The sequence below is a fragment of the Acidobacteriota bacterium genome, from assembly GCA_016716435.1.
Classification (GTDB): domain Bacteria; phylum Acidobacteriota; class Blastocatellia; order Pyrinomonadales; family Pyrinomonadaceae; genus OLB17.
In genome coordinates, this window is the sequence record JADJWI010000003.1 from 655,173 (window position 1) to 672,071 (window position 16,899).

A 16,899-nucleotide genomic window follows, 5' to 3' on the forward strand; every position below is an offset into this window, starting at 1 on the left:
AGATCAATATGAAAAGATTCGTAGCAACATTTTCCGTGCTGATGCTGCTTGCGGTTGCGGCCGCGGCGCAGAGCGTCCGGACGCCCGAACGCGGTTCTGCTGAACGCAAGGCGATACTCGATGCCATTCGCGTCCCGGTCGAGCGCGATATGAAGCAGAAGATCGTTTTCGTGACCGACGAATTTCGCGTGTATCAGAACTGGGCATTTGTCAGCGGCACTCTGCAGACGCCCGATGGCGGGCAGCCGGACCTGAGAGGAACGGCTTGGGCCGAGGAAGCCGATTTCTTTGAAAATAACTTTTTTGCGCTCGTGCGAAAGACGGGCACGCGCTGGCGGGTGACGACCAACGCCATCGGCTGCACCGACGTTTGCTATGCCGACTGGTGGCGGCGATACCGGGCACCAAAGGCCGTGTTTCCATACACGGAATGAACGAAAATGAAACCGCGAGTGCGGCCGGCTCGTAGTTCTGAACGTCCACTAATCTAAAAACTGTAAGGAGTTCAGCAATGAAACACGCTATTTCGGCCACATTTTTCGTTCTCGCAATTTTCGCTACGGCCGCGGCCGCTCAATCGGATGAAAAAGATGCGGTGCGCGTCCCGCTGATGAACTACATCAAAGGACACGAGACCGGCCAGGGCGAGTACTTCCGCAAGGCATTCCATACGGAAGGAAGCATGGTCTGGATGCGCGACGGCAAGTTCACGTCACGCACATTTGCAGAATATATTGCCGGAGCATCGGGCAAGCCGGCAGCTGATGAAAAGGACAGGCGTCGGAGCATCGAAGGAATTGAGATAGCCGGGACGGCGGCGACGGCAAAGATTATACTCGACTACCCGAACGTCAGGTTCGTCGATTTTATGTCGCTGCTCAAGATCGATGGCGAATGGAAGATCGTTAGCAAGGTCTTTTACGCCGAGCCGAAGAACACAAAGTGAACAAAACAGACTTTTTGTGGAAACTCGCTTACCTCGTCATAACCGGCGGGGTTTTTCTGGTCGATCAAACCACGAAGGCCTGGGCGGTCAGCCGTCTTCGGTTTGGGGACGACATCTCGGTCATTCCGGGGTTTCTCAATTTCGCCTATGCCCAGAACACGGGTGTGGCGTTTTCGATGTTTGACGATTACGGCGATCCCGGACGTTGGGGGCTCTCGGCCGTAGCGATCGTTGCCGGCGTTCTGGTGCTCTTTTACTTTTGGCGAACGCCGCGTTCGGATGACCGCGTCCTCGGCGCGCTTGCTCTTCTACTTGCCGGGATAATCGGCAACGTTACCGACCGTGTGCGGCTCGGGTTCGTTGTCGATTTCATCGATGTACAATTCGGCTCATGGCACTACCCGACCTTCAACGTCGCCGACATGGCGATCGTCATCGGCGCCGGATTGTTGATCCTAGATATGGTTTGGTCGAAGAAGGAGAAGGCTGAGCCGCCGACGGAGAACGCGACAGCAAAATGAAGATCGAACTCAGGCCGATAAATGAGGAGAATTTCAGGCCGGTCATCGGGCTTGATGTCGGGCCGGGCCAGAATACGTTTGTTGCGACAAACGTCTTCTCGATCGCCGAGTCAAAGGTCTCGCCGTACCTCGAACCCCGGGCGATTTATGCAGACGACGGGCTTGTGGGTTTTACGCTCTACGGCCGCGACCCCGAGACCGGCAAATACTGGATCGTACGGCTGATGGTCGACGCCGCCCATCAGGGCAAAGGCTACGGCCGAGCCGCGGTGCTCGCGCTTATCGAAGAGCTTCGGGCAATGCCGGAATGCAGTGAGATTTTTTTGAGCCTTGTTCTTGATAACGCGGCCGCCGAAGGCCTTTACCAAAGCATCGGCTTCGCACGCACCGGCGAGATCGAGCATGGTGAGATCGTTATGAGATATGTGCTTTGAGAAGCGAGAAGCGAGAATCAAGAAGCAAGAAGCAAGAAGCAAGAAGCAAGAAGCAAGAAGCAAGAAGCAAGAAGCAAGAAGCAAGAAGCAAGAAGCAAGAAGCAAGAAGCTTGAGGTCTAAGAACTAGAATCGTTTTATGCGTTCACGGAGTTTTGAAGACGTCGAAATCTGGAAAAAGTCGCACGCTTTCGTTTTGGAGGTCTATCGACAGACCGAAAGTTTTCCCAAGCACGAGATATATGGATTGACATCGCAGTCAAGAAGAGCGGCGGTATCAATACCCGCAAATTTTGCTGAGGGCTTCGGTAAGGCGACAAAGCCGGATAAGCTGCGCTTTTACAGTATGTCTCAAGGTTCGTTGGAAGAATGCCGATACTATCTTATTCTTGCAAACGATCTCGGTTACTGTGACACTTTTGTTTTGAGAACATTGATCGACGAAATTGGGAGAATGCTTGGAAGCTATATGCGAGCGATCAAAGCCGATATCTAAGAATTGTGTTGTCCGATGCTTCTGGCTACTTGCTTCTAGCTACCGGCTTCAAACTCCACATGTATCCTGAGCTTTTCAGAATCGGCGATTTTCCGGTAACCAGCTACGGCATTTGGCTGGCGGCGGGTATGTTGATCGCGCTCTTTGCGGCTTCGCGGCTGGCGGCCCGCGATGGATTGCCGCGCGAACGCATATACGATCTCGGCCTCTGGACGCTGGTCGGCGGATTGCTTGGTTCTAAGATCTTGCTCTTTTTTGTCGAGGACAACGTACAGCTTTTCACGCTCGATTTCTTGCGTTCCGGCGGAGTTTATTATGGCGGGTTGATCGGCGGATTTTTGACGGTTGTATTCCTCATTCGCTTTTACAAGCTGCCGTTCTGGAAGGTCGCGGATGCTCTTGCGGCGGGACTCGCTCTCGGCCAGGCGTTCGGCCGGCAGGGCTGCTTTGCCGCCGGTTGCTGCTGGGGCAAGCCGACGACGAATTGGTGGGGCGTGCATTTTAGCGACAAGGGCCACGAATACACCGGCGTCCCGATCGCCGACAACGTCCACCTGCATCCGACGCAGCTCATTGAGAGCTTTACAATGCTGGCAGTCTTCGGCTTTCTCGTTTGGCTGCACCGCAACAAGAAATTTGACGGCCAGGTGCTCATCGCCTACGGCATCATTTATTCGATCTTCCGTTTCCTTATCGAATTCATCCGCGACGACCCGCGAGGCGAACTCTTTGGCCTGACGGCGATGACCGGCCTTTCAACCTCGCAGATCGTCAGCCTCGTCGTCGCCGCGGCGTCGATCGCATTCTTCGCCGTCCGCTACCGGCAGCGTCCGGAAACGGATCTGTAGCCGTACCAATTTCCAATGACACAATTTACAATTCCCAATTCCGGGCGCCGCATTGTCAATTGTTTAGAAACAAGAACTCCCCGATGACCCAAACTGAGATAGAAAATAAGGAGGACAATTCCCTCGTGTTCTCGCCGGGTGCGGACGCCGCCGGCGTTCGGCTCGATGCGTATCTTGCGGCGCGGATCGAGGGCTGGTCGCGTGCGCGGCTACAGCGGTTGATCACGGACGGCGATGTGCTGGTCAATGGGAAAGCGGTGAAGCCATCGTATAAGTTACACGAGGGCGAAGAGATAGATGTCGATCTGGTCGAAGCACCGGCGGCCGTTTTTGAGCCCGAGGACATCCCGCTCGATATCGTTTTTGAGGACGAGTATCTGGCCGTCATCAACAAGCCCGCCGGGATGGTCGTCCACCCCGGAGCCGGCAATGCGACCGGAACGCTTGCAAATGCGATCGCCTGGCACCTCAATTTGCAGAGGCCCGCGCGTGAGCAAGGGCGTATCGAGCTACTCGGCAGTGACGCCCTTAATGACGTGCGGGCCTCGGCAACGAATGACAGGGTCGGCATCGTTCACAGGCTCGATAAAGACACTTCCGGCCTGATCGTCGTCGCCAAAGAGGAAGAGACGCATGAGGCTCTTTCCAACCAATTCCGTGACCGCCTCGTCGCCAAGCAATACGTCACGCTCGTCCACGGCAGCCCGCGTGAGAATATGGGCACGATCGACCGCCCGATGGCCCGCGACCGATGGCACCGCACGAAAATGACCGTCGCCGCCAATGGCCGCAACGCCCTGACGATGTGGAAAGTGCGGCAGCGGTTCGAGAAATTCACGCTGCTTGAGGTCGAGATCAAGACCGGCCGCACGCACCAGATCCGCGTTCATCTCGCCTCGATCAATCACCCGGTCGTCGGCGACCCCACCTACAACGAGGGCCGCGACAACACCGTCAACGACGTCGATATCAAGAACGCCATCCGCACCCCCGGCCGCTTTTTTCTTCACGCCGAACGCCTCTTATTCACCCACCCCAAGACCGGCGAGCCGATGTCATTTCATTGCGAGATCCCGCAGGAATTGGCAGAATTGCTAGAATCGCTTTGACGGGGCATTGTCACGACCGGACCGCAGGCGTCTGCGCCTGCCAGCGTCAAAAGGACGCTACCGCCCGTCAGCGTTGAGGGAACTAGGCCGTTATCACGGCCTTTGCACGCGGGGACGCGTGCGGTCCAGTCGTTGAGGTGATTTGATTTTATGTACGACCCACGCGTTTGGCACAGCCGAGGCTACATTCCGCACATTGACCCCGGCGCATGCACACAGTTCATCACCTTCCGGCTTGCGGGTTCGATGCCGCAGGCGGTTTTAGCCCGCTGGCGGGAAGAACTCAAAAGAGGCGAGGTGACCGACGCCGGTTTTCGCAAGCGGATCGAGATCTATCTTGACCAGAACTACGGCGAGCGGTGGCTCGCGGATACGCGGATCGCGGGCCTTGTGCAAGATACGCTCCTAAACCTTGATGGAAAGCGCTACCGGCTGATCGCCTGGGTCATAATGCCGAATCATGTCCACATCTTGATCGAAACGCTAGAAGGGAATTCGCTCTCGGATATAATGCAATCGATAAAGTCATATACGGCACATGAAGCGAACAAACTGCTCGGACGCAAAGGCAGCTTTTGGTTCAAGGAATACTTTGACCGCTACATCCGCGACGGGCGCCACTTTCAAGCGACCGTGCGTTATATTGAAGAAAATCCGGTCAAGGCTCGATTGTGCCAAAGGCCCGAAGACTGGAAATTCAGCAGTGCCTATTTTCGTAAGAGTAGTTTTTGACCAGATAGTGCTGGGCTGTTGCTTTGAGTAGATCAGTGTTGTGATTGGAACAATGTCACGACTGGACCGCAGGCGTCTGCGCCTGCCAGCGTCAAAAGGACGCTACCGCCCGTCAGCGTTGAGGGAACTAGGCCGTTATCACGGCCTTTGCACGCGGGGACGCGTGCGGTCCAGTCAGTGAGGTGATTAATAAATTATGAAACGCTTCTTTGTTGCTGTTGGTTTTCTGGTGTTATGTGTGCCGTTTGCTATGGCTCAGTCGGATGAGGTCAGTATCATTCCTCGTCCTGCCGATTATGAGCAGAAAGATGGAACTTTCGTGTTGAGTCGTCAGACTAAGATCGTTATTACGCGGCCGAGGTTTGAGCAGAACGCCAAGGTACTTCGTGATGAGATTTTTCGTCGTTACGGATTCAAACTTAGGATAACAACTAAACGGCAGAAACGGGACTTTATTCTATTCGATCTTGTCGGGCAGGGTTACGCAGCACTCAGAGAAAAAGGCGAATACCATTTGGACATCGAACCCAAAGCAATAAAAGTGCTTGGGGGGCCTGAAGGCCAGTTTTATGGAATGCAGACACTGCTCCAACTTATATCTCCCGAAGCGGATAACAGCGCAAAAATTCAGGCAGCATTAATATACGACGCGCCCCGCTTCCGCTACCGCGGGATGCATCTTGATGTTGCGCGGCATTTTCAGCCGGTGGAGTTTGTTAAAAAGTTCATCGACCAGATGGCGCAGTATAAGTTCAATTATTTTCACTGGCATTTGACGGAGGATCAGGGTTGGCGGATCGAGATCAAGAAATATCCGCGGCTGACCGAGGTTGGCTCGCGGCGGCCGGAGACGATGGTCGACCGCAACTTCTCGCCCTACATCGGCGACGGCAAACCGCACGGCGGCTTTTACACGCAGGAGCAGATCAGGGAGGTGGTCGCCTACGCCAAGGAGCGGCACATCACCGTCATCCCGGAGATCGAACTCCCCGGCCATGCCTCGGCGGCGCTGGCGGCGTATCCGCAGTTTGGCTGCAAGACCGATTACGAATACAAGGTGCAGACGACCTGGGGCATTTTTAAGGAGGTCTTTTGCCCGACCGAAGAGACGTTCAAGTTTCTCGAGGACGTGCTCGACGAGACCATCGCCCTGTTCCCCGATTCGCCCTACATCCACATCGGCGGCGACGAAGTGCTGAAGGATCATTGGAAGGAGTCGGCGTTCGTTCAGGAGCTCAAGAAACGCGAAAACCTGAAAGACGAAAACGAGGTGCAGAGCTATTTCATCCGCCGCATCGAACGTCACCTAAGCAAACGCGGCAAGAAGATGATCGGCTGGGACGAGATACTCGAAGGCGGCCTGGCACCGAACGCGACCGTGATGAGCTGGCGCGGAATGCGCGGCGGCATCGAGGCGGCGAAGTCGAAACACGATGTGATAATGACGCCGACCGATTTCGTTTATTTCGATTACGGCCAGGGCGACCCCGCATACGAACCGCTCAACATCGGCAGCTACGTTCCGCTTTCAAAGGTTTACAGCTTCGAACCGGTGCCGCCTGAACTCACCTCGGAAGAGGCAAAATACGTAATCGGCGGACAGGCGAACATCTGGACCGAGTATATGAAAACGGAGTCGCACGTCGAATACATGGCGTTCCCGCGAATGCTCGCGTTGAGCGAGGTGCTTTGGTCAAAAAAAGAGGACCGCGACTTCGCCGATTTTCAGCGTCGGCTAAATGCGATCTTGCCGCGGCTTGATAAACAAGGCGTGAATTACCGCATCCCGGAACCCGGCGGCTTGCGGAATGTCGTTACGGAAAGCGAGCGTGTTTCGATCGAGCTACAGCCCGCGGCCGGAACTCGAGTGCATTACACCACGGACGGCACGACGCCCGACGAACGCTCGGCGGTTTATTCGCGGCCGATCGAGGTCCGGCTCGGCGAGGGCGAGGTGAAAACGCTGAGGACCATCGTCGTCAACGCCGCCGGCCGCAAGAGTGTCGTCTATGCCGCGACCATCGTCCGCGGGAAGATGCGCGAGCCAGATGTGACCACGGCGGCAAAGCCGGGACTGAACTACAGCCTGCTGGTGCCGAATGAAAACCCTGAGTTCAAGAGCTTCTCTCAAAGCGGCGAGACGCGTTCGACCGCACTAAACCAGTTCGCTCAGAGTGCAGACCTCAAGAAGCCCTTCACTCTGACCTATGAGGGCTATTTCCGCGTGCCTGAGGACGGCGTTTATGAGTTTCAGGTCGATTCCACATGGGACGCGACCGTTGTGCTCGGCGATGGCAAGATCATCGACGATGCCGGAACACGCGACCGCAAGATCCGCTCGGCGATCGTTCCGCTCAAGGCCGGGCTGCATAAGATGTCGATACGCTACAACCACCGCGGCGGCGATTCGTCGTTCCGCTTCCGCTGGGGCATAAAAGGCCGCGGCCTGACACAAGCCTGGGGCGGGGAGTTCGTGCATTAGGAAAGAAGCCAGAAGTCAGAAGTCAGAAGCCAGAATCAGGAGTAGTTTAATGAGAAAATGCAGATGCTCGGAGAGCGCAAGGTTTTTGGACTTGAAACGAACTGGCCGCCTGCTTACGCTGGCGGTTCTGACACTGCTCGCCGCTCACGGCTTACTGCTCACGGCCACGGCCCAAACGCGCGACTACACCCGCTGGGTCAATCCGTTTATCGGCACCGGCGGCCACGGGCATACTTTTCCCGGGGCGACGATGCCCTTCGGCATGGTCCAGCTCTCGCCCGACACGCGCATCGACAACTGGGATGGCTCATCGGGCTACCACTACTCCGACGACATCATCTACGGCTTCTCACACACGCACCTGAGCGGAACGGGCATTCCTGATGGAGCTGATATCTTGTTCATGCCGACGGTCGGTGAACCTCAGTTCTTTGCGAAGGAAGGCGATAAATCGGTCAATGGCTACGCATCGAAATTCTCACATGGGAATGAAAAGGCGGAGCCGGGATACTACTCAGTTAAGTTGGATGACGATGGTATTCTCGCGGAGTTGACGGCTACGAAGCGGGTTGGATTTCATAGATATACGTTCACGGAATCCAGTGGGTCGGGAAATCTGATTCTCGATCTGAAATGGCGCGATAAGGTGCTTGGTTCGGAATTGCGAATTGTCGGCAGAAATCGCTTAGAGGGATTTCGCCGATCAGAATCCTGGGCAAAAAATCAAACCACTTATTTTGTTGCGGAGTTCGCGGATCCCTTAGTTACGGCTCATATCCAAGATGCGGACGGACCTATCAAAGATTGGAAGTATGGTGGAGAGTTCCATTCTTCAGTCGGAAAGGATGTCAAAGCGGCCTTTTCGTTCCGCGAGGACAAGAAGCAGATTCTCATCAAGGTCGCGATCTCCTACGTCTCGATCGAAGGTGCGCGGAAGAATCTCGAAGCCGAGCTGCCGCATTGGGATTTTGATAAGGTGCGGGCGGATGCAAAGGCGGCGTGGAACAAGGAACTGTCGAAGATAGAGGTCTCGGGCGGGACGGACGAGCAGACGACGAATTTCTACACCGCTCTCTATCACACAATGATCCACCCGAACGTCTTCAATGACGTTGACGGCCGGTACAAGGGCCACGACGGGAAGGTGCATCAGCTACGGAGCGCGGACACTCCTGTCCGCATGAGCGTCGCCTCGACGCGAACAAGTGTGAATGATTCGAAGTCGTCGACGGGCAGCAGATCTCTCGCCGGAGGAACCGGCGATGCGGACAAGAGTGTCCGCGCTCCGTCTGATCACTACACGGTCTTCTCACTTTGGGATACGTTTCGGGCGACGCATCCGCTTTATACGATCATTGACGAGCGGCGGACGGTCGATTACATCAATTCGTTCATCCGCATTTATGAACAAGGCGGGCGGCTGCCGGTTTGGGAGCTTTGGGGCGAAGAGACGGATACGATGATCGGCTACCACTCGGTCTCGGTCATCGCCGACGCGATGGCAAAGGGCATTAAGGGCTTCGATTACGAAAAAGCGTACGAAGCCGCCAAGCACTCCGCCAACCTGGACCACCACGGCCTCGCCGCCTACAAACGCCGCGGCTACATCTCCGCCGAGGATGATAACGAATCGGTCTCAAAGACTCTGGAGTACGCCTATAACGATTGGTGCATTCTTCAGATGCAACATGCACTCAATGCTCAAGGCAAGTTTACTGATATTCCGCGGCAGTTTACCGATCCGCAGTTTTTTCGACGAGCCCGCTACTTCGAGAACTTATTCGATCGCGAGACCGGCTTCATGCGCCCGAAACGCAACGGCGGATTTATCGAGCCGTTTGCGCCGAACGAGGTTACGTTTCACTTTACCGAGGGCAATTCGTGGCAGTACTCGTTCTTCGTGCCACACGACGTTCCGCGGCTTATGGAACTAATGGGCGGCCGCGAAAAGTTTGCGGCCAAGCTCGATGAGCTTTTCACCACCGACCAAAAACTAGCCGGCCGCTTCCAGCCGGACATCACCGGCCTGATCGGGCAGTACGCCCACGGCAACGAACCGTCGCATCACATTCCGTACCTTTACAACTACGCCGGCCAGCCGTGGAAGACGCAGGCCTACGTCCGCCGAATAATGGACGAGTTTTACAAGAATGCGCCCGATGGCCTGATCGGCAATGAGGACGCAGGCCAGATGTCGGCGTGGTACATTCTCTCAGCTGCGGGATTCTACCCCGTCGCTCCGGGGGCCCCGCACTACGACATCGGCTCGCCGCTATTTCCGCAGATGAAGTTCAACCTCGAAAACGGAAAGACCTTCACGATAACTGCGAAGAACAGTTCACCGGCGAACGTTTATGTGCAGGCCGTCACGCTAAATGGCAAGCCTCTTCGGCAGGCGTTTCTGGCACACTCGGACCTACTTGCGGGCGGCACGTTGGAATTCGAAATGGGCCCGAAACCAAAAACCGGACTCTTTCCCCAATCGCTGCAGCATCGTTCCCCTGAGATCGTAGCCGTACCGAACATTACCGCTGACCGCGTCTTTCGCGATCAAACGACCGTCACGATGAGCACTATCACCGCCGGAGCGAAGATCTACTACACTCTCGACGGCACCGAGCCTTCGGCTCGATCGACGCTGTACACCTCCCCGTTTACGCTGAGCGAAACTTCGACCATCAGGGCGATAGCGATCAGTAATCGAGTTCAAAGCTTTCCGGTCGAGGCCTCGGTTCTAAAACGCACGAATGATTGGACGGTCACGCTCGCTTCGCCTTTCAGCACGCAGTACACGGGCGGCGGTGATGATGCGATGGTCGATGGGCTTCGCGGGACGCGCAACTTTGCGAGCGGCGAGTGGCAGGGTTATCAGGGCAAGGTGCTTGAGGCCGTTATCGACCTTAAGGAGCAGCGGCGGGTCATGGAGGTCGGCGGCTCTTTCCTGCAGACAACGCGGTCGTGGATCTGGATGCCCTCGCGGATCGAGTTTGAAGCGTCGGGCGACGGTGTGAACTTTACAAACTTGGCAGAGATCAAGACCGACGTCCCGCTGACCGATGAATTGCCGCAGGTCAAGGAGTTTTTGAACAAGCTCGCGGCCCCGGTCACTACCCGCTACATCCGCGTTCGTGCGCTCAATATCGGCCCCATCCCCGCCTGGCACCCCGGAGCCGGCGGCGACCCATGGATATTTGTTGATGAAGTGTTAATCAGATGATGCGCAAGCCCGCACGTAAGTAAGGGCGGTTTCTCAAACTGAACATTATGCTCGACGACTACGGTTTCGAACTCTACGAGGATAATGAGTTCCCTATTGCATACTTGATCACGTTTCGCACATTCGGAACCTGGCTTCACGGTGATGAACGAGGTTCGATCCGAAGGAACCGAAAATCTGATCGAGGCTCGAAGCATATCGACATTAATATTCCGCTTAAAGAGAAAATGGAGGCCGGAATGCTCTCGCACCCTGTTTTACTAGATCCGCTGCAGCGAAAGGTCGTTGACAGTGCGATTCGCGAGGTATGCGAGGTGCGAAAGCACCTGTTGCATGCCGTGAACGTAAGGTCAAACCATGCTCATTCTGTGATCAGTGCTCAGTCCAGTCCGGAGCGATTGGCCGATTCACTGAAGGCGTATTCGACCCGTCGGTTGAAAGAAAACGGGTTGATAGCTCCCGACGGGCGAGTATGGTCACGAGGGCGTAGCCGAAGATATCTGTGGAAGCCTCAACATGTGGAGGCTGCGGTCGAGTATGTTCTTTACGGCCAAGGGGATGTTCAATTTGAATTGGACGATCGCGATAGCATTGGATGAACCGCCCTTACTTACGTGCGGGCTTGCGCATGCATTGGCCGAAAAGAAGTTGACCAAATCACGCTGCCGAGCGTCTAACCTCAGGACGATATTTGTTGTTCGCGGAGTTTTTATGGACAGGCGGTATTTTCTTAAGACAAGCGGGATCGGACTGGCGAGCTTTGGCCTGATGGCGACGGCCCCGGACTTTTTGCATCAGTTTGCAGCGGCACAGGCGACGGGAAGCGGCGGGAAGCAGAAGGTGCTGGTCACCATTTTTCAGCGAGGAGCGGTCGATGGCTTAAGCATGATCGTACCGCACGGCGAGGGCGAGTATTACAACCTCCGCCGCGGGACCGCGATCGCACGGCCGAGGCAAACGGACGGTGCGCTCGACCTTGACGGGTTTTTTGGGCTTCATCCGGCGATGGCATCGCTCCAGCCTTTTTGGAGCGCAAAGCAGCTTGCCGTTATCAATTCATGCGGCTCGCCGGACAACACGCGTTCACACTTCGACGCTCAGGACTACATGGAATCGGGCACGCCGGGTGTTAAATCGACCCGCGACGGCTGGCTCAACCGAACGCTACAGGCGACCGCCGGCAAGGACGATTCGCCCTTCCGTGCCGTTGCGATTACGCAGCAGCTTCCGCGTTCGCTCTATGGCCGCTCGCCGTCGATCGCGATGACGAGCCTCGCGGATTTCTCGATCAAGGCGGGGCTTTACACGGCGGATCTTAAGGGCGGCTTTGAGGGCGTTTATCAGCAGAATGTGAAAGACACGCTCGGCGAAACGGGCAAAGAGACTTTCGAGGCGGTTAACTTTCTAAAGACCGCGAACCCGTCGAAATTTCAGCCCGAGAATGGAGCTCAATATCCGAACAGCCAGCTCGGGCGTTCGCTGCAGCAGATCGCCCAGCTCATCAAGGCCGGCGTCGGGCTCGAGGTTGCATTTGCGGAATCGGGCGGCTGGGACACGCACGTGCGGCAGGGCGGTGCCCGCGGGCAGCTCGCGAATTTGCTAAGGGACTTTGCGAATTCGATCGCGGCATTTGCCACCGATCTTGGCAAGCAAATGGACGACGTCGTCGTTCTGACGATGTCCGAGTTCGGCCGGACGGCTCGTGAGAACGGATCGCTCGGCACCGATCACGGCCACGGAAATGCGATGCTCGTGCTCGGCAATTCGGTGAAAGGCGGGAAGGTTTTTGGCGAGTGGAAGGGCCTCAAACCCGACCAGCTAAACGAGGGCCGCGACCTGGCGATCACGACCGATTTCCGAACGGTCTTCACAGAGGTCGCTACGAGGCATCTTGGAAGCAAGCGTCCGGATACCCTATTTCCGAAGTTTGATGCGAATGCGGCCGGGCCATTGGGTTTCCTGAGCTAACGCCGCGGGCATCGGCCTGATGATCGGACCAAGTGTTATGGAGCAGCCACGCCGTTAAAAGCGTGGCTGTTTTTCAATTTATACTTCGTCGACCGAACCGCCTATTCGCTTTGATGGTCCGCCGGCCCGGACCCGCCGCGCTGTTGGATAACGTGCGTCAACTCATGGGAAAGTAGGTTCCTTCCGGCGTCGGTATGCGGCTGATATTCACCGGGAGCGAAGAAAATGTCAGTGCCGTGGGTAAAGGACTTTGCCCCTAAGTGCGTCGGGGCGTGACTTTCGTGGACCCGCACCTGAGAAAGGTCAGAGCCAAAAGACGCCTCGAATTCGTGCTTCAACGGGGCGGGAAGCGGTGCTCCGTCGGTCTTTCCGACCTTCGATGCAGATGGTGCTAAGTGCTGTTTTCCTTGATCTTCCATTTAATCGGTCTCCATTGTTTTTGTTCGAGTGAGCTCTTTACTACCATAGGATGCGTACGAAGCACAAATTCTCGGACAAATAGGATGCCAGATCTTGATCGCCGATCGAAAGAACTTGAACGGATCGACACCGGCGACTACACCGCGGCCGAGTACGACCGATTTCTCAGGGAGATAGCGTTTATCAACCGCTTTCTCGGTGACCGGCGGGCGCTCAGGCGGTCGCTTTTTGCCGAGGTCGAGAGGCGAGGGCTCGCGGAGCTCAGCCTGCTAGATGTCGGCTGCGGCTCGGGTGAATTGCTTCGATACGCGGCGGAGTTCGCGAGAGCGAAGGGCATTAACGCTAGGCTTGCGGGGCTCGATCTTAACCCGATCTCGGCGAGAATTTCGGCCAAGAGCACACTCGACTTTCCGGAGATCGCGGTTACGCAAGGCGATGCTTTTCAATTGCCCTTTGCCGATGGTGAATTTGATTACGCCATCTCCTCGCTCTTTTTTCACCACCTCACCGATGAACAGATCCCGCAGGCTCTGGGCGAGATGCGGCGGGTCGCTCGACGAGGGGTTTTCGTGATCGATCTTCATCGCCACCCGGTCGCGTATCGGCTCTATCGGCTCTACTGCAAGGCCTTCAGGATCTCGCGGCTTGTTACGGAGGACGGTTCGCTTTCGGTTTTGCGAGGATTTCGGCCGGAGGAATTGGCCGGGCTTGCCGCGATGGGCAGCGTCAAGCGAAGCTTTCCGTTTCGGCTTGTGCTTGAGTGCGGCGAGCAAACCTAGCCTTCGAGCATTCCGAGCCGGGCGAGGTGAGCGAGACTTTCATCCAGCCATTCCGGCAGCGTCGCGAGCAGTTCCTTTTTGCCTTCGATCTCGTGCGATGAGCGGATGAACTTCCCGAGCTCATCGAGCACGGCCGAGCGCTTCCGCGAGCCATCAAGCAATTCGAGCAGGCGGCGGGAGACCGGATCAGCGATCTCCATATCGACGCCGAAACCGGAGATGACGTTGCGGGCCGAGCCCATCTGCCATCGGGCAAGCCGGCTGAGCCTCGGTCTTTCTGAGAGTTCGGTAGATGCAGAGGGCTGAAATGTGTGCAGCTCAACGAGGTCGGTCGCCGTCGCGATCTGAAAAAGCATATCGCGAAAGGCCTCGGCCTGCTTAGCTGCCTCATCGTCGCTGATTCCGCTGACACGTTTGCGCGCTGCGGCTGCAAGCTCGCTAAAAGCGACAGCCCGCGGCCAGAGCGAGCCGAGATGAGCGAGGCCGAACTTGGCAAGCGGCATGTCGATCTCAATACTCTGCCCGCTGTTTCCGGCAAATCTCACGCGGCCATTGCCGGCAAGATCCGGCGATTTACCTGCCGGGCGAAGCGACGAACTAACAAGAAGCCGATCGAGCATATCGGGCGTCAGATCACGGTTTACCTCCGCTTCGGCATGGACTACCAGACTTCGGCGAAAGGCACGCCCGCGAAAGATGTCGAGATATTGCTCTCGTTCGATAACGTCGTCGATCTCGGTGATAAAGTCGCGGGCCGCGGGCGTAAGGTCGGCGGTGCCCATCGCGTGGAGCTCGGCCTCGGCGAGAAATTGAAGCCCATGTGCGGAAAGCATTCCGGCAAATTCGTGGAAGTAAAAGGGCGTGTTCTGCTCGGCTAGGTCGTCGTGAAATATATCGCCGGGCTCACGTGTATCGTGGCGGCGTAGTTCTTGGACGAAAATCTGGCCGTAAGTGCCGCGGTTCGAGCTTTGCTCGGCGGCAAACTTGAGGAAGCCGAGAGCACGCTCGACCTTTTCGGCAGGCTCCGCGACGCCGCGGCTTGCGAACCGCATCGCCTGCTGCGTGATCTGCCGCTCGTGGGCGCCGGGAAATGTGCTGTAGCTGATGTAGCCGACGCCGTTCGGGTTCAGCAGTTGGCTAAAAAGCCCAAGCACGCGGTTTCGGACCTCGCCCGGAACCCAGGACAAAAGGCCGTGGGCGACCACGTAATCAAAGCGGCCAAGGTCCTCGGCCGTCATATCCATGATATCCGCCTGGCGAAACTCGACATTACGGAGATCGAGTTCGTCGGCGGCTGCCTGCGCATCATCGATGTGCACCTTTGCGAGGTCGATGCCGGTGAATCTGGCCTGCGGCATCAGGTAGGCCTGCGCGATCAAGTTGCTCCCATTGCCGCAGCCGAGTTCGAGAACCGTGCTCGCCTCCGGGGCCGCGGGCTCCATCCCAAAAAGCACGGCCTGCGTCGCCAGCCTGCCGGGAAAGGTCTGGACAAAGAACTTGCTCGGATAGGGCAGCCGGTCGTATGAGAATTCGTCGTTCACGATCGGTAAACAATAACACAGCGAGGCTTATTTCGGCCGGAGCATCCGGCCCATTAGTTCATGGATTAGGTTGATGGCCTTGAGCGGGCGAACCATTACTTTGAATTCGGTGATGCGGCCTTCGGCGTTCCACTTGATCATATCGACACCATTCACCGTGATGCCATCGATCTCGGTCTCAAACTCAAGCACCGCATCGCTCTCGCCCACGACCTCACGCACGTACCGAAAACTTTCATTGCCGAAAACATGCATCGCCGCGGTGAGGTACATTGCCGTTATCGGCTTCCCGACCTGCGGCGTGTGCACCACCGGCGAGTAGAAAACAACGTCCTCTGCGAGCAACTCATCAAGCAACCCCACATCTCGCGTGCTGACGATTTTGTGCCATTCCTCAACTGCCTTTTTTCCCATACGCTCCCCCAAACTAATAAGGGACTTCGTCCAGCACTCCTAGAATCTCTACTTCGCTATCCCGCTCAAATATCGCCTGCAGATCGTTCACCAATGTATCCGCTAACGAACACGTGTCTATAAATCGTAGCTTTGACCAACTCCACTGTCTATCTTTCTTGAATCCGTCCGTACAGAGGTATTCCATCGGGTCGCTCGTCTCCGGAACTGCATGGATCAAGACACCTGATCGCATCGAATCTAGGTTTAGCTCGACCCACCAACCCCAATCTTCCGCGCAGACAAAAGGAACTTTGTATCCTCGCTCCGCAAGTTCGCGTTGCAAATACTCGGCAAGGGCCTTTCCGTACATCCCTTCGTTTATGATCTCGTCTTCTTCACCGGGAAGTATCGCGAACTTTTTTGATCTAACATGAACAAATTTCCCCATTCCTTATCTCCAAGCAAAGTTCTCGTGACCCGCGCTGAGCTAAGCATGCTAAACATTTCAGATCAGCAAGTCCGGATCTTTAAGCGTTTTGCGAAAAATGCGCCGTTTCGGCTCTCGATCTCGAATGACCTTCAATATCCGTTTCGGTTCGATCCGTCTTGGAACGATGATCTCAAAATCCTCCCAATTGTACTCGAACCCTTCCGGACTTGGTTCGAGTATCGCACCCGAAAAAAAGTCTCCAAACTTCTCGTAAAGTTCTTCGATCGTCCGTATCGAGGTATCTTCGTAACTTGAACGATTGAGGAACCAATACCCGGCAATCAACGGAAAATCGTCTTCTTGTAGCCGGAAGACGAAGCCGTTGTAGTTGCCTAGATTCCGGTCCCAGGTCTTGAGATTTCGACGCCAGTTCCCGGATAAGGTCGCGTTACGGGAAAATGGGTAAACATAAACACCTTTCGAACTCTTCTGTTCGCCATGCCTGCGTCTAAACGACGGACGAATCCCGTTCGCCAGAATTGGCGTCGTCGTATTTTGCTTGGCCCAATGAATCGCTAACAT

The 16,899-nt window shown here is 56.0% G+C and carries 18 protein-coding genes; 13 read left to right on the forward strand and 5 right to left on the reverse strand.

The features are described from left to right. The first annotated feature begins 8 nt into the window (after positions 1 to 8). The 12 genes from IPM21_06410 (at position 9) to IPM21_06465 (ending at position 12,751) form a co-directional block, all read left to right on the forward strand. Positions 9 to 434, forward strand: a complete 426-nt coding sequence (locus IPM21_06410) for a hypothetical protein (GenBank protein ID MBK9163540.1) — start codon at positions 9 to 11, stop codon at positions 432 to 434. Positions 435 to 511: 77 nt separating this feature from the next. Beyond that, positions 512 to 946: a nuclear transport factor 2 family protein gene (locus tag IPM21_06415; GenBank protein MBK9163541.1), complete on the forward strand. Its 435-nt coding sequence runs from the start codon at positions 512 to 514 to the stop codon at positions 944 to 946. Then, a complete protein-coding gene (gene lspA, locus IPM21_06420; protein MBK9163542.1) occupies positions 943 to 1,467 on the forward strand; it encodes a signal peptidase II in 525 nt (174 codons plus the stop codon). The genes IPM21_06415 and lspA overlap by 4 nt, the downstream gene beginning before the upstream one ends. Beyond that, positions 1,464 to 1,901 (forward strand): GNAT family N-acetyltransferase, encoded by a 438-nt coding sequence (locus tag IPM21_06425; protein MBK9163543.1) that lies wholly within the window; start codon positions 1,464 to 1,466, stop codon positions 1,899 to 1,901. The genes lspA and IPM21_06425 overlap by 4 nt, the downstream gene beginning before the upstream one ends. A 137-nt stretch (positions 1,902 to 2,038) precedes the next feature. Beyond that, on the forward strand, positions 2,039 to 2,395 hold the full coding sequence (locus IPM21_06430) for a four helix bundle protein (protein MBK9163544.1): 357 nt from the start codon (positions 2,039 to 2,041) through the stop codon (positions 2,393 to 2,395). Between the two features lie 5 nt (positions 2,396 to 2,400). Continuing rightward, a complete protein-coding gene (lgt, locus tag IPM21_06435; GenBank protein MBK9163545.1) occupies positions 2,401 to 3,243 on the forward strand; it encodes a prolipoprotein diacylglyceryl transferase in 843 nt (280 codons plus the stop codon). A gap of 83 nt (positions 3,244 to 3,326) precedes the next feature. Then, on the forward strand, positions 3,327 to 4,352 hold the full coding sequence (locus IPM21_06440) for an RluA family pseudouridine synthase (GenBank protein ID MBK9163546.1): 1,026 nt from the start codon (positions 3,327 to 3,329) through the stop codon (positions 4,350 to 4,352). Between the two features lie 150 nt (positions 4,353 to 4,502). Further along, complete coding sequence (locus IPM21_06445; GenBank protein MBK9163547.1) at positions 4,503 to 5,084, forward strand: transposase; 582 nt, start codon at positions 4,503 to 4,505, stop codon at positions 5,082 to 5,084. A 196-nt stretch (positions 5,085 to 5,280) separates the two neighbouring features. After that, positions 5,281 to 7,566, forward strand: a complete 2,286-nt coding sequence (locus tag IPM21_06450; protein MBK9163548.1) for a family 20 glycosylhydrolase — start codon at positions 5,281 to 5,283, stop codon at positions 7,564 to 7,566. 85 nt (positions 7,567 to 7,651) lie between these two features. Continuing rightward, positions 7,652 to 10,783 (forward strand): GH92 family glycosyl hydrolase, encoded by a 3,132-nt coding sequence (locus IPM21_06455; protein ID MBK9163549.1) that lies wholly within the window; start codon positions 7,652 to 7,654, stop codon positions 10,781 to 10,783. Between the two features lie 47 nt (positions 10,784 to 10,830). Beyond that, positions 10,831 to 11,382, forward strand: coding sequence for a transposase (locus IPM21_06460; GenBank protein ID MBK9163550.1), 552 nt, complete (start codon positions 10,831 to 10,833; stop codon positions 11,380 to 11,382). Between the two features lie 112 nt (positions 11,383 to 11,494). Next, positions 11,495 to 12,751 carry a DUF1501 domain-containing protein gene (locus IPM21_06465; GenBank protein ID MBK9163551.1) on the forward strand — a complete coding sequence of 419 codons (1,257 nt, stop codon included), beginning with the start codon at positions 11,495 to 11,497 and terminating at the stop codon, positions 12,749 to 12,751. A 101-nt stretch (positions 12,752 to 12,852) separates the two neighbouring features. Here IPM21_06465 and IPM21_06470 read toward each other — a convergent pair whose 3' ends face one another. Continuing rightward, positions 12,853 to 13,170, reverse strand: coding sequence for a DUF4157 domain-containing protein (locus IPM21_06470; GenBank protein ID MBK9163552.1), 318 nt, complete (start codon positions 13,168 to 13,170; stop codon positions 12,853 to 12,855). Between the two features lie 84 nt (positions 13,171 to 13,254). Between IPM21_06470 and IPM21_06475 the strand changes: the two genes are divergently transcribed. Beyond that, on the forward strand, positions 13,255 to 13,950 hold the full coding sequence (locus IPM21_06475) for a methyltransferase domain-containing protein (GenBank protein ID MBK9163553.1): 696 nt from the start codon (positions 13,255 to 13,257) through the stop codon (positions 13,948 to 13,950). Here the strand turns inward: IPM21_06475 and IPM21_06480 are convergent. Genes IPM21_06480 through IPM21_06495 form a run of 4 tightly spaced genes read right to left on the reverse strand, consistent with a single transcriptional unit; the run spans position 13,947 to position 16,899 of the window. Then, positions 13,947 to 15,491 carry a class I SAM-dependent methyltransferase gene (locus IPM21_06480; protein ID MBK9163554.1) on the reverse strand — a complete coding sequence of 515 codons (1,545 nt, stop codon included), beginning with the start codon at positions 15,489 to 15,491 and terminating at the stop codon, positions 13,947 to 13,949. The genes IPM21_06475 and IPM21_06480 overlap by 4 nt on opposite strands. A 27-nt stretch (positions 15,492 to 15,518) precedes the next feature. Continuing rightward, positions 15,519 to 15,905 (reverse strand): nuclear transport factor 2 family protein, encoded by a 387-nt coding sequence (locus IPM21_06485; GenBank protein MBK9163555.1) that lies wholly within the window; start codon positions 15,903 to 15,905, stop codon positions 15,519 to 15,521. A gap of 13 nt (positions 15,906 to 15,918) precedes the next feature. After that, a complete protein-coding gene (locus IPM21_06490; protein MBK9163556.1) occupies positions 15,919 to 16,335 on the reverse strand; it encodes a hypothetical protein in 417 nt (138 codons plus the stop codon). Positions 16,336 to 16,392: 57 nt separating this feature from the next. Beyond that, positions 16,393 to 16,899 carry a hypothetical protein gene (locus IPM21_06495; protein MBK9163557.1) on the reverse strand — a complete coding sequence of 169 codons (507 nt, stop codon included), beginning with the start codon at positions 16,897 to 16,899 and terminating at the stop codon, positions 16,393 to 16,395.